This is a genomic window from Pseudomonas sp. RGM 3321, from assembly GCF_022836805.1.
Taxonomy (GTDB): domain Bacteria; phylum Pseudomonadota; class Gammaproteobacteria; order Pseudomonadales; family Pseudomonadaceae; genus Aquipseudomonas.
The window spans coordinates 1-12,526 of the sequence record NZ_JALHBH010000077.1; the positions used below are offsets into that span (position 1 = coordinate 1).

The 12,526-nt window shown below is 60.3% G+C and carries 12 protein-coding genes; 9 read left to right on the forward strand and 3 right to left on the reverse strand.

Annotated elements, in window-relative coordinates; genetic code table 11:
• Positions 1 to 248: 248 nt before the first annotated feature.
• Complete coding sequence (mtgA, locus tag RGM3321_RS00985; protein ID WP_244391185.1) at positions 249 to 959, reverse strand: monofunctional biosynthetic peptidoglycan transglycosylase; 711 nt, start codon at positions 957 to 959, stop codon at positions 249 to 251.
• 80 nt (positions 960 to 1,039) lie between these two features.
• On the opposite strand from mtgA, the gene RGM3321_RS00990 reads away from it, so the two are divergent.
• From RGM3321_RS00990 to trmB, 4 genes are all read left to right on the forward strand, one after another.
• Positions 1,040 to 1,420 carry a DUF423 domain-containing protein gene (locus tag RGM3321_RS00990; protein WP_244391186.1) on the forward strand — a complete coding sequence of 127 codons (381 nt, stop codon included), beginning with the start codon at positions 1,040 to 1,042 and terminating at the stop codon, positions 1,418 to 1,420.
• 115 nt (positions 1,421 to 1,535) lie between these two features.
• A complete protein-coding gene (gene thiS, locus RGM3321_RS00995; RefSeq protein ID WP_244391187.1) occupies positions 1,536 to 1,736 on the forward strand; it encodes a sulfur carrier protein ThiS in 201 nt (66 codons plus the stop codon).
• A gap of 51 nt (positions 1,737 to 1,787) precedes the next feature.
• Positions 1,788 to 2,582 carry a thiazole synthase gene (locus tag RGM3321_RS01000; protein WP_003304387.1) on the forward strand — a complete coding sequence of 265 codons (795 nt, stop codon included), beginning with the start codon at positions 1,788 to 1,790 and terminating at the stop codon, positions 2,580 to 2,582.
• A 97-nt stretch (positions 2,583 to 2,679) separates the two neighbouring features.
• Positions 2,680 to 3,327 (forward strand): tRNA (guanosine(46)-N7)-methyltransferase TrmB, encoded by a 648-nt coding sequence (gene trmB / locus RGM3321_RS01005; protein WP_244391214.1) that lies wholly within the window; start codon positions 2,680 to 2,682, stop codon positions 3,325 to 3,327.
• A 61-nt stretch (positions 3,328 to 3,388) separates the two neighbouring features.
• Here trmB and RGM3321_RS01010 read toward each other — a convergent pair whose 3' ends face one another.
• Together RGM3321_RS01010 and RGM3321_RS01015 are read right to left on the reverse strand one after the other, a co-directional pair.
• A complete protein-coding gene (locus tag RGM3321_RS01010) occupies positions 3,389 to 4,447 on the reverse strand; it encodes a haloacid dehalogenase-like hydrolase (protein WP_244391188.1) in 1,059 nt (352 codons plus the stop codon).
• 190 nt (positions 4,448 to 4,637) lie between these two features.
• Positions 4,638 to 5,150, reverse strand: a complete 513-nt coding sequence (locus tag RGM3321_RS01015; protein ID WP_244391189.1) for a dihydrofolate reductase — start codon at positions 5,148 to 5,150, stop codon at positions 4,638 to 4,640.
• 109 nt (positions 5,151 to 5,259) lie between these two features.
• On the opposite strand from RGM3321_RS01015, the gene RGM3321_RS01020 reads away from it, so the two are divergent.
• The 5 genes from RGM3321_RS01020 to betA all read left to right on the forward strand — a co-directional run bounded on the left by RGM3321_RS01020 (position 5,260) and on the right by betA (position 12,350).
• Positions 5,260 to 6,639 carry a DUF2868 domain-containing protein gene (locus RGM3321_RS01020; RefSeq protein WP_244391190.1) on the forward strand — a complete coding sequence of 460 codons (1,380 nt, stop codon included), beginning with the start codon at positions 5,260 to 5,262 and terminating at the stop codon, positions 6,637 to 6,639.
• Entirely contained in the window at positions 6,632 to 8,020 is a 1,389-nt protein-coding gene (locus RGM3321_RS01025; protein ID WP_244391191.1) for a GTPase/DUF3482 domain-containing protein, read from the forward strand. Before RGM3321_RS01020 ends, RGM3321_RS01025 begins: the two co-directional genes overlap by 8 nt.
• A gap of 307 nt (positions 8,021 to 8,327) precedes the next feature.
• Positions 8,328 to 8,921: a transcriptional regulator BetI gene (betI, locus tag RGM3321_RS01030; RefSeq protein ID WP_054987816.1), complete on the forward strand. Its 594-nt coding sequence runs from the start codon at positions 8,328 to 8,330 to the stop codon at positions 8,919 to 8,921.
• A gap of 109 nt (positions 8,922 to 9,030) precedes the next feature.
• Positions 9,031 to 10,503 carry a betaine-aldehyde dehydrogenase gene (gene betB, locus RGM3321_RS01035; RefSeq protein WP_244391192.1) on the forward strand — a complete coding sequence of 491 codons (1,473 nt, stop codon included), beginning with the start codon at positions 9,031 to 9,033 and terminating at the stop codon, positions 10,501 to 10,503.
• Between the two features lie 140 nt (positions 10,504 to 10,643).
• Positions 10,644 to 12,350 (forward strand): choline dehydrogenase, encoded by a 1,707-nt coding sequence (gene betA, locus RGM3321_RS01040; RefSeq protein ID WP_244391193.1) that lies wholly within the window; start codon positions 10,644 to 10,646, stop codon positions 12,348 to 12,350.
• The last annotated feature ends 176 nt before the right edge of the window (positions 12,351 to 12,526 follow it).

The window sequence follows — 12,526 nt, forward strand, 5'->3', positions numbered from 1 at the left end:
GGCCCGTACAGTCGCAGAAGATTTGTCGTTTGAAACAATGCTTTCGCGAACAAGTTCGCTCCTACAAAAGCCATCCGGCTCCCTTGCCCAAACGTAGGAGCGAACTTGTTCGCGAAAGGGCCCGTACAGACGCAGAAGATTTGTCGTTTGAAACAATGCCTTCGCGAACAAGTTCGCTCCTACAAAAGCCCTCACGTTCCCATGCTCGAGCGTAAGGAACGAGAGGCCATTGAAACCGAGCGCAAGCATCACCACCGACGGCTGCTGTTCAGCCCCTGCAAATACTCATCCCCACCCAACTGACGCATTTGCTGACGAATCCAGCCTGCACGGCGGGAGACGTAGCTGCTCGGATGGCTGGCGCTCCACTCGCGCGGGTTGGGGAGGACGGCGGCGAGGTAGCTGGCCTGTTGTACGGAAAGCGCGCTGGCGTTGGTGCGGAAGTGGTGTTGCGCTGCTGCCTGCGCGCCGAATACGCCTTCGTCCCATTCGACACTGTTCAGGTACACCTCAAGGATGCGCTCCTTGGACCACAGCAACTCGATGAGCATGGTGAACCATGCTTCAAGCCCTTTGCGCAGATAACTGCGACCGGACCACAGGAACAGGTTTTTCGACACCTGCTGGCTAAGCGTACTGGCACCACGGATCGAGCCACCGCGCTCGTTGTGCAGGATAGCTGCCTGAATAGCGTCGACGTCGAAACCCCAGTGCTCGGCGAATTTCTGATCCTCACCGCCAATGACCGCAATTTTCAGGTTGTCGGAGATCTTGTCCCACGGTTCCCAGTCGCGTTGCAGGTCGATAGGCTCGCCGTCGACCCAGGATTCGACCTTGCGCTCGACCATCAGGGCGGTTCCCGGTGGCGGCACCCAGCGCAGAACCAGAACCACGAGAACACTGCCTGCGGCGAACCATAGCAGGGCTTTGACGATGCGACGAAGAATAGACTGCAGCATAGAGATGGCTTGGCCGAACCCATAGAGCGGGCCATTATACAGACCGTGCGCCTTTCGACGATTTTTCACTGGAGTTCCTGATGCTTCGTAGCTTTTTGATGCTTACTGCCTTCTTCGGCTTCACGGGTGTGGCGTTGGGCGCATTTGCCGCCCACGGTCTCAAGGAACGCCTGAGTGCCGAGTACCTGGCAGTTTTCCATACGGGTGTGCTTTACCAACTGATCCACGCGCTGGCCCTGCTCGGTGTGGCGATACTGGCGACGCACATCCCCGGACGCCTGGTCACCTGGGCCGGATTCTCGTTCGCGGTCGGTATTCTGCTGTTTTCCGGTAGCCTCTACGCCCTGACCCTCACCGGTTTCAGCAAGCTGGGCATCATCACCCCGTTCGGTGGTCTGGCCTTTCTGTTTGGCTGGTCGATGCTGGGGCTGGCGGCCTGGAGGCTGGGTTCGCCTCCGTGAGCATTCGCTCCCTTGGAAGCTGGCCGCGCATGAGACGAATGGCGTGGCTTTGCCTTGGTCATACCGGCTGATCGGGCTAGAATGCTGGCCCCCCAAAAATGATGGCTGCTCTCGCATGCACATTCAGTTGAACGGCGAAACCTTTGAATTGCCCGATGGCGAAACCGTCGCGGCATTGCTGACCCGTCTGGACCTTGCAGGGCGCCGGGTCGCGGTGGAACTGAACCTGGATATCGTGCCGCGCAGTCAGCATGTGACAACCGTCCTGAGCGAAGGCGATCAGGTCGAAGTGGTGCATGCCATTGGCGGTGGCTAGTTCGCAATCCGCACTGCGCCCAACCCCATCTGCACGTTATGAGGATTTCCGATGAGCAATGTTCGCAGCGACAAGCCTTTCGTCCTGGCCGGTCGGACTTTCGAGTCGCGCCTGCTGGTGGGCACCGGCAAGTACATCGATATGGAACAGACCCGTCTGGCCATCGAAGCCTCGGGCGCCGAGATCGTCACCGTTGCCGTGCGCCGCACCAACCTCGGCCAGAATCCCGGCGAGCCGAACCTGCTGGACGTGCTGCCGCCTGATCGCTACACCATTTTGCCGAACACCGCTGGCTGCTTCGATGCGACCGAGGCCGTGCGCACCTGCCGCCTGTCCCGGGAATTGCTCGACGGTCGCAATCTGGTCAAGCTCGAAGTGCTGGCCGACCAGAAAACCCTGTTTCCGAACGTCATCGAAACCCTCAAGGCCGCCGAGATCCTGGTCAAGGACGGCTTCGACGTGATGGTCTACACCAGTGATGACCCGATCATCGCCCGCCAGCTGGCCGAAATCGGCTGTATCGCGATCATGCCGCTGGCCGGCCTGATCGGCAGCGGTCTGGGTATCTGCAACCCCTACAACCTGCAGATCATTCTTGAAGAAACCAAAGTGCCGGTGCTGGTCGATGCCGGTGTCGGTACTGCCTCCGACGCCACCATCGCGATGGAACTGGGCTGTGAGGCCGTATTGATGAACTCGGCCATCGCCCATGCCCAGCAGCCGGTGATGATGGCCGAAGCCATGAAGCACGCCGTAATTGCCGGTCGTCTGGCCTACCTCGCCGGGCGCATGCCACGAAAACTCTATGCCAGCGCGTCTTCGCCGCTGGATGGCCTGATCAAGTAAGAGCCCGTTGATGACTGATTCGCACGTTCCGCACCCAGAGTCGCCTGCTGTCGAAGAAGGCGAAGAGCGCCCGCACCGCCGCATCAAGAGTTTCGTGATGCGTGCCGGGCGCATGACCGAAGGTCAGCAGCGCGGCCTTGATCAAGGTCTCCCGTTGTACGGCCTGTCGCTGACCGATGTGCCGGTGGATTTCGATCAGGTGTTCGGTCGCGCTGCGCCGCGCACGCTGGAAATCGGCTTCGGCATGGGCCACTCGCTGCTGGAAATGGCGGCTGCGGCTCCCGAGCACGACTTCATCGGTGTCGAGGTGCACTCTCCTGGCGTAGGCGCGCTGCTCAACGGCGTCCTTACCCAGGGGCTGACCAATGTGCGTGTCTACGATTGCGACGCCATTGAAGTGCTGAACCGCTGCGTTGCGGACGACAGCCTGGATCGTCTGATGCTGTTCTTCCCGGACCCGTGGCACAAGAGTCGTCACCACAAGCGGCGCATCGTGCAGCCTGAATTCGCCGCACTGGTGCGCAGCAAGCTGAAGGTTGGCGGTGTGTTTCACATGGCCACCGATTGGGGGCCTTACGCGGAATACATGCTGGAAGTGATGAGCGTGGCGCCCGGTTATCGCAATCAGGCTGAAGACAACCAGTACGTGCCGCGTCCTGCCGAACGCCCGATCACCAAGTTCGAGCGCCGTGGCGAGAAGCTTGGGCACGGCGTCTGGGATCTGAAGTTCGAAAAGGTCGACTGAGTGTGCTGATCGTGCCCGGTCACTTGGGCACGATCACGCAGCATGAAGCTTGTCCAGCGGCTTACTGTATCTCGTCCGGCTTGACGATCACCCAGTTCTTGTCCGCGGTGACCGGCAATTTCTCCTTGGCCTGAGCTTCGGCATTGTCCTTGATCATGCCATTGAGCTGGGTCATGTACTTATCTTTCCGGTTGATCCACAAGTGCACGCCGCCCTTGCTCACGTCGACGCTGTGAAACAGCATGTAGCCGTCGCTGGTCGGGGTATCGCCGCCGACCAGAACCGGTTTTTTCCACTGATCGACGTAGGTCAGAATGGCCGCCTGCTTGCCCGCCATCCAGGTTGCCGGTGTCCACAGATAAGGTGTCAGCTCCAGACCCATGTTGCTTTTCGCATCGTATTTACCCGCTGTGATCTGCTTGCGTGCGGTGGTCAGTTCGCCTGTCTTGCGGTCTTTCAGCAGCGTAGAAACGCCTATCACGTTCTGCGGTTTGACGTTGTAACCGTATTTCGGATCGGCAGCGACCATACGCACCAGCTCTTCGGACGCTGCGGTCATCACGTAGACCTCGATGCCGTTTTCCATCAGCTTGTTGTACAGCTCGGTCTGCCCGGTGAATACGCGCGGCGGCTCGACATTGAGCTGCTTGACGGCATCGCCGTCGTAATAGGTCGCCGGGATCGGCTTTTTCAGGGCCATCAGCTCATCGACATAGCCTTTGAGCTCCTGCAGCGTAAAGCCGGAAAACACCTGCGCGACCCACGGGTAGCAGACCATGTCGTCTATTTCGCAAAGGCGATAGTAGTAGCTGAACAGGCTTTCCTTGTGGTCGGCGGTGTCTTTGAAGGGGATCAGTTTCAACGAAGGATCGAGCGTTTCGCGGGTAATCAGTCCTTTGTTCTCCATGTACGACAGCAGCGACTCTTCAAGATCGAAGCGGTAGCTGGTGTTGTCCATGTCGAAGACCGCGTAGTTGCCCTTGTTGGCATTGGCGGCAATCATCGCGTCGAGTGCCTTGGCGGCAGGCTCAGGCCAATGCTTCAATTCGGTGGCTGCGATAGCGTGGCTGGCAAGCCCGAAGCAGACGGCAGCGGCCAACAGTTTTGGCACGAGTTTCATAGGTGATTTCCCCTTGTCGAAAAAACGAAGGGGCAGACCGTAACAAATTATTGTGAAGGCAAAAGTGCGTCAGCGACCCGAAAAAGGCCAAATGACGCCGTTTGCCCCTTTATTTGCGACAGTGAAACCAAAAACGACACTTTTATTGCAGTTTTTCGTCAGTGGCCGCCATTGTGCCGAAAATTGCTGATCAGACGCGTTCCCACACTTCGAAGTTGTAGGCAGGCTTGTCATCGACGGCGGCGTTTTCGATGTTGGATACCAGCGCCCACTGCGCCGTATCGAATTCAGGAAACCACGCGTCGCCATCAGGGCTCAGTGCCACGCGAGTCAGGTACAGGCGATCCGCCTCGGGAAGGCCCTGGGCGTAAAGCTGCGCGCCGCCGATCAGCATCACTTCATCGACCCCCTGTTCCTGCGCCCATTGCTCGGCGCGCACGACTGCGGCGTCCAGCGAAGGCAAGACTTCCGCGCCCTCAAGCTGCAAATCAGTCTGGCGGCTGACTACCAGGTTCAGGCGACCGGGCAGGGGGCGGCCCAGCGAATCCCAGGTCTTGCGACCCATGATGATCGGCTTGCCGAGCGTCGTGGCTTTGAAGTATTTGAAATCCCCCGGCAAATGCCAGGGCATGGAATTGTCGACGCCAATCACTCGGTTTTCACCAAGGGCGGCAATCAGGCTGAGGGGGAGATGAGTTTTCATGCGCCGAGGATATCAGAGGTCGCGGGGCAGGCGAATGAACTGACACACGCCGTGCTCAGTCCCATGACAGCGGTTATGCTCACCGCTGAATTCAACCAAGAGACACTGTGTGACTGCACTGACCCCACTCGATACCCTCTGGCTGACCGAAGCCGTGCGCCTGCGTGAACAACAGGCTGGCGTGCTGGATGATCAGGAAGCCAATCGCCGCGCCCGGGCCGATGGAGGCGACCTGACTGCGCGCATTACCCACCGCGCCCTCGGCCTGGCGCAGCGCGACGGCATGCTTGGCGCACTGCACCACTGGAAGCAGGGCGCGCGGTTGGCGTTGATTGCGCTGGCGGTGTTCGCTGTCATCAGTGGCGCGGGCCTGGCCTTCGCCGCAATGGGCGACGGGCAGGCACCGGTCAATGTGTTCTGGGCGCTGGGCAGCCTGCTTGGGCTTAATCTGGTGCTGCTGGCTACCTGGGCGCTGGGCTTGATCTTCGCTGGCCGCAGCAACAGTGGGCTGGGCCGCTTATGGCTGTGGTTGAGTGAAAAGCTTGCCCGTGACGCCCAGGCTGCGCAGCTCGCCCCCGCGCTGGTTTTGCTGCTGCAACGCAAGCGCCTGAATCGCTGGGTGCTCGGCCTGGTGGTTAACAGCCTGTGGCTGCTGGCGCTGGCCAGTGCGCTGGTGGTGCTGTTGATGCTGATGGCGACCCGACGCTACGGGTTTGTCTGGGAAACCACCATTTTGAGCAGCGACACCTTTGTCAGCCTGACCCAGACACTCAGCACCGTCCCGGCGTGGCTGGGCTTCAGTGTGCCGGACGAAGCCATGATTCGCGCCAGCGGCAATGGCGCTTTGAGTGTCGAGAATGCGCGTCAGGCCTGGGCTGCGTGGCTGGTGGGCGTGCTGCTGGTCTACGGCATTGTGCCGCGTCTGTTGCTGGCAGCGTTCTGCCTGTGGCGCTGGAAGCAGGGACGTGCGGGGTTGCGTCTCGATCTTGAATTGCCCGAGTACCTTGAGCTGCGTGAACGATTGATGCCCAGCAGCGAGCGATTGGGCGTCAATGACGTCGAACCCGCCGCGCTCCATCAGGTTCAGCCCGGCATAAGTGCGTCCGACAGCAATGGTGCTTTGCTGGTGGCCATCGAGCTGGATGATCAACACGTCTGGCCGCCAGAACTGCCGTCCGGCGTGGTCGATGCGGGCATTCTCGACAGCCGTGAGTCGCGACACAAGCTGCTGGAACAACTGACTCTCTATCCGCCTGCGCGCATGGTGGTGGCCTGTGATCCTCGCCGTTCACCGGATCGTGGCAGTCTGGCGCTGATTGCCGAACTGGCGCGCAGCGCGGGCGCGACACGCGTCTGGCTGCTGCCCGCGCCTGCCGGGCAGGTGCTCGATCTGGAGCGTCTGGGCGACTGGCACACCGCTCTGGATGGGTTGCAGTTGCCGCGCACAGACAGCGCGCCCTTGAACTGGCTGGAGACAGGCCATGACTGAAGCAGACAATGTCCGCGCCATCAAGCTGGCGTTGGTCGGCCACACCAATGTCGGCAAGACTTCGCTGCTGCGTACCCTGACCGGCGATGTCAGCTTCGGCGAAGTGTCTCACCGGCCCAGCACCACCCGCCATGTGGAAGGCGCGCGCCTGTCGGTGGACGGTCAGGCGCTGGTCGATCTGTACGACACGCCCGGTCTGGAAGACGCCATTGCGCTGCTCGATTACCTGGAGCGGCTGGATCGTCCCGGTGAACGACTGGATGGCCCGGCACGGCTGGCGCGCTTTCTGGAGGGCAGCGAGGCACGCCAGCGTTTTGAGCAAGAGGCCAAGGTCATGCGCCAGTTGCTCGGCTCGGATGCTGGGCTGTATGTGATCGATGCACGCGAACCGGTGCTCGCCAAGTACCGTGACGAGCTGGCGGTGCTGGCCAGTTGTGGCAAGCCGTTGCTGCCGGTACTGAATTTCGTCAGTGCGCGCGAGCATCGGGAACCGGAGTGGCGAGAGGCGCTTTCACGCCTGGGTTTGCATGCATTGGTGCGCTTCGACAGCGTCGCACCGCCGGAAGATGGCGGTCGTCGTCTGTACGAAAGCCTGGCGCTGCTGCTGGAAAGCGCGCGGCCTCGGCTTGAACGTTTGATTGAGGATCAGGAGAAACAACGTCGAGCCAGAAAACACAGCGCGGCTCGTCTCATCGCCGAACTGTTGATTGACTGTGCAGCGTGTCGGCGTAGCGTCGAGACCAGTGCCGAGCAGGAACAGCAGGCTGTGGAAGCGTTGCGCAAGGCTGTTCGTCAGCGTGAGCAGCAATGTGTCGAGGCGCTGCTCAAACTGTATGCGTTTCGCAAGGATGATGTGTCTACCAGCGATTTGCCGTTGATGGATGGCCGTTGGGGCGATGATCTTTTCAATCCGGAAACCCTCAGGTTGATGGGCGTGCGGGTTGGTGGCGGCGTGGCAGCCGGTGCGGCAGCCGGGGCCGGGGTCGACCTGATGGTCGGCGGCGTAACGCTTGGCGCGGCGGCTTTGGTCGGTGCGATTGCAGGCGGTGCCCTATTGACGGCGCGCAGCTACGGCGGACGATTGCTGAGCAAGTTGAAGGGCCGCAGGGAGTTGACGGTGGACGATGCAGTGCTGCGCCTGCTTGCTCTGCGACAGGGGCACTTGTTGCTGGCGTTGGGAGTGAGAGGCCATGCGGCCATTCACAGTATGGAATTGACCACGCCGCAGGACAAAACCTGGCGCAAAGGCAAAATCCCCGAGCCGCTCACCCGCGCTCGTGCCCACCCGCAATGGTCCACACTCAACCCGCACGCCAAACCGAATCAGGCTGAGCGGCAGGAAGCGATTGATGAGCTGGCGGATGTGGTTTTGCAGGATTGACTGATCCGGCGCTGAAGACCGGACGCAGAGCGTCCAGAGCGGCATGCGACGCGGAGCATCGCACGATAGTTAAGATATCGTTCCTCACGCTCCGGCGTGGGGATGCCTGTCGTGATGCTCCGCGTCATAAATCTTCGCCCTGACGCATCCTCCAGAACCCCCGCATTCAGGCGCTTTTCAGCTTGCTGCTTGCAGCTGAAAACTGGCCGCTGCTTTTTTATTGATTGATCGTTCAATAAAAAATCTTTAGACTGGCCTCACCGTTTTGGTACAACGATCATTGCAGACACCCGGGAGAATCGCGCCAATGCCCAAGGTCGGAATGCAACCCATCCGCCGCCAACAACTGATCCAGGCCACGCTCACTGCGGTCGATCAAGTCGGTATGGGCGATGCCAGCATTGCTCTGATTGCGCGACTGGCGGGCGTGTCCAACGGCATCATCAGTCACTATTTTCAGGACAAGAACGGCCTGATCGCCGCCACGATGCGGCATCTGATGAACGCCTTGATCCAGAACGTCCGCGAACGTCGGCAGGCGCTGACCGAAGACAGCCCAAGGGCTCATCTGCAAGTGATCATCGAAGGTAACTTCGACGCCAGTCAGGTCAGCGGCCCGGCCATGAAAACCTGGCTGGCCTTCTGGGCGACCAGCATGCATCACCCTTCGCTGCACCGATTGCAGCGTATCAACGACCACCGTTTGTATTCGAACCTGTGCTGTCAGTTCCGCCGTACCTTGCCACTGGAACAGGCACGCAGCGCTGCCCGCGGGCTTGCCGCCCTGATAGACGGGTTGTGGCTGAGAGGCGCGCTGTCAGGCGATGCATTCGACACCGAGCAAGCACAACGGATTGCCTACGAATACATGGATTTTCAACTGGCGAAATCGGCTGGCTGAGAGCTTTCGAAGCCTGCCTGCCGAACGACTGCAAAACCGTGTTGCCCAATGTTTCCGGCACACTGAAATCAGTCATCGCCCCCCCCCCCAATGAATTTGCGAGGACTTTATGGCCCGTTTTGAACTGCAGAAACTTTACATCGATGGCGGTTACGTCGATGCCAGCAACACTGAAACCTTCGACTCCATCAACCCGGCAAACGGTGAAGTGCTGGCGCAGATCCAGCGTGCCGGAAAGGACGATGTCGAGCGCGCAGTCGTTGCTGCTGAAAAAGGCCAGAAAATCTGGGCTGCCATGACTGCCGTCGAGCGTTCGCGCATCCTGCGTCGTGCTGTCGACATCTTGCGCGAGCGCAACGATGAACTGGCCGCGCTGGAAACGCTGGACACCGGTAAGGCCATCTCAGAAACCCGTTACGTGGATATTGTGACCGGCGCTGACGTGCTGGAATACTACGCAGGCCTGGTGCCCGCCATTGAAGGCGAACAGATCCCGCTGCGCGATTCCTCTTTCGTGTACACCCGCCGAGAGCCGCTGGGTGTGGTTGCAGGCATCGGTGCGTGGAACTACCCGATCCAGATCGCCTTGTGGAAATCTGCACCGGCGCTGGCTGCGGGCAACGCGATGATCTTCAAACCAAGTGAAGTCACCTCGCTGACCACCCTGAAGCTTGCAGAGATCTACACCGAAGCTGGCGTACCCAATGGCGTGTTCAACGTGCTGACCGGCAGCGGCCGTGAAGTCGGCACCTGGATCACCGAGCATCCGCGCATCGAGAAAGTTTCGTTCACCGGCGGCACCGACACCGGCAAGAAAGTCATGGCCAGTGCCTCGAGCTCTTCGCTCAAGGAAGTGACCATGGAGCTGGGCGGCAAGTCGCCGCTGATCGTGTTTGACGACGCCGATCTAGACCGTGCTGCCGACATCGCAATGATGGCCAACTTCTACAGCTCCGGCCAGGTCTGCACCAACGGTACGCGCGTGTTTGTACCGAACGCGTTGAAAGCTGAATTCGAAGCGAAAATCCTTGAGCGTGTGAAGCGTATTCGCGCCGGTAGCCCGGAAGACGAAAACATCAACTTCGGCCCGCTGGTCAGCTTCGAGCATATGGAAAGCGTGTTGGGCTACATCGCCAAGGGCAAAGAGCAGGGCGCACGCCTGTTGTGCGGCGGTGATCGCCTGACCGGTGGTGTGTTCGACAAGGGCGCTTTCGTTGCGCCAACCGTGTTCACCGACTGCACCGACGAGATGACCATCGTACGTGAGGAAATCTTCGGTCCGGTGATGAGCATCCTCGGCTACGACACCGAAGAAGAAGTGGTGCGCCGCGCCAATGACACCGACTTCGGTCTGGCTGCGGGCATCGTGACCCGTGACCTGAACCGCGCACACCGCGTGATTCATCTGCTGGAAGCCGGTATCTGCTGGATCAACGCCTGGGGCGAGTCGGCGGCACAAATGCCGGTCGGCGGTTACAAGCAATCGGGCGTTGGTCGTGAGAACGGCATCAGCTCGCTGGCGCAGTACACGCGGATCAAGTCGGTACAGATCGAACTGGGCGACTACGCCTCGGTTTTCTAAACACCGTTCAAGTGGCACGCGGCAAACCTCAAGCAGACGCACTCAAAAGCGGTTTACCACACCCCATTTTCACAAGTATCGCCTCGCTGCTTCTGCTTGCAGCCGAGGCTTGAGACTTGCAGCTCTATGAGGGAGCCTCTATGACGACTCAATCCGAATACGACTACATCATCGTTGGTGCCGGCTCTGCCGGTAACACCCTGGCAGCCCGTCTCACCGAAGACGCAGGCGTCACTGTTCTGCTACTGGAAGCCGGTGGCCCGGACTATCGTCTGGATTTCCGTACCCAGATGCCAGCCGCACTGGCATTCCCGCTGCAGGGCCGCCGCTATAACTGGGCCTACGAGACCGAACCAGAGCCACACATGAACAACCGCCGCATGGAATGCGGTCGTGGTAAAGGCCTGGGCGGTTCGTCGCTCATCAACGGCATGTGTTACATCCGCGGCAACGCGATGGACTATGACGGCTGGGCCAAAGAGCCGGGCCTTGAAGACTGGAGCTACCTCGATTGCCTGCCGTACTTCCGCAAGGCCGAGACGCGTGACATCGGCGGCAATGATTATCACGGCGGCGACGGTCCGGTCAGCGTCACCACACCCAAGGCGGGCAACAATCCGTTGTTCCACGCCATGGTCGAGGCCGGTGTACAGGCCGGTTACCCGCGCACTGACGACCTCAATGGCTATCAGCAGGAAGGCTTCGGTCCGATGGACCGCACCGTCACGCCGAAAGGCCGTCGCGCCAGTACCGCTCGTGGCTATCTGGACGAAGCGAAGAAGCGCTCGACCCTGACCATCGTCACCCACGCGCTGACCGATCGCATTCTGTTCGAAGGCAAGCGTGCTGTCGGCGTGGCCTACCTTGTGGGCGACAGCGACACCAGAATCGAAGCCCGTGCCCGCAAGGAAGTGCTGTTGTGTGGCGGCGCAATCGCTTCGCCGCAGATTCTCCAGCGTTCCGGTGTCGGCCCTGCCGAAGTCCTGAACAAGCTGGATATTCCTGTGGTTCATGACCTGCCGGGCGTTGGTCAGAACCTTCAGGACCACCTGGAAATGTACCTGCAGTACGCCTGCACCCAGCCGGTATCGCTTTACCCGTCGCTGATGTGGTGGAACCAGCCTGCCATCGGTGCAGAGTGGATGTTCCTTGGCACCGGTATCGGTGCGAGCAACCAGTTTGAAGCCGGTGGTTTCATTCGCTCCAGCGAAGCGTTCGAATGGCCGAACATTCAGTACCACTTCCTGCCGGTCGCGATTAACTACAACGGTACCAAGGGCGTTCAGGAACACGGCTTCCAGGCTCACGTCGGCTCCATGCGTTCGCCGAGCCGTGGCCGTGTGCAGGTCAAATCCAAAGACCCGCGCGAGTACCCGAGCATCCTGTTCAACTACATGGCCAGCGAGCAGGACTGGCAGGAGTTCCGTGACGGCATCCGCCTGACTCGCGAGATCATGCAGCAACCGGCACTGGACCCGTACCGTGGCCGCGAAATCAGCCCCGGCATCGACGTGCAGTCCGACGAGGCGCTGGACCAGTTCGTGCGTGAGCATGCCGAAACGGCTTATCACCCGTCCTGCTCGTGCAAGATGGGCACCGACGAGATGGCGGTTGTCGACGGTCAGGGCCGTGTGCATGGCTTGCAAAGCTTGCGCGTGGTCGACGCCTCGATCATGCCGATCATCACCACGGGCAACCTGAATGCACCGACAATCATGATCGCCGAGAAAATCGCCGACAAGATCCGCGGTCGTCAGCCCCTGCCACGCAGCACCGCCGACTACTTCGTTGCGGGCGACAAACCTGCACGTGGCAAGCCGCTGCGCGAGATCAGCCACCAGGCCTGATCTGACGACGGGCGTCCTCCCTGGACGCCTTTCGTTGTGCATGCTCCAGCGTGAATGCATTTCACACTGGAGCATTGGCACGATAGTTACAAGATTCTCGTTGCTCACGCTCCAGCGTGGGAATGCATTTCCCGACGCTCCGCGTCGCAATGGACGCGGAGCATTGGTACGAGCAC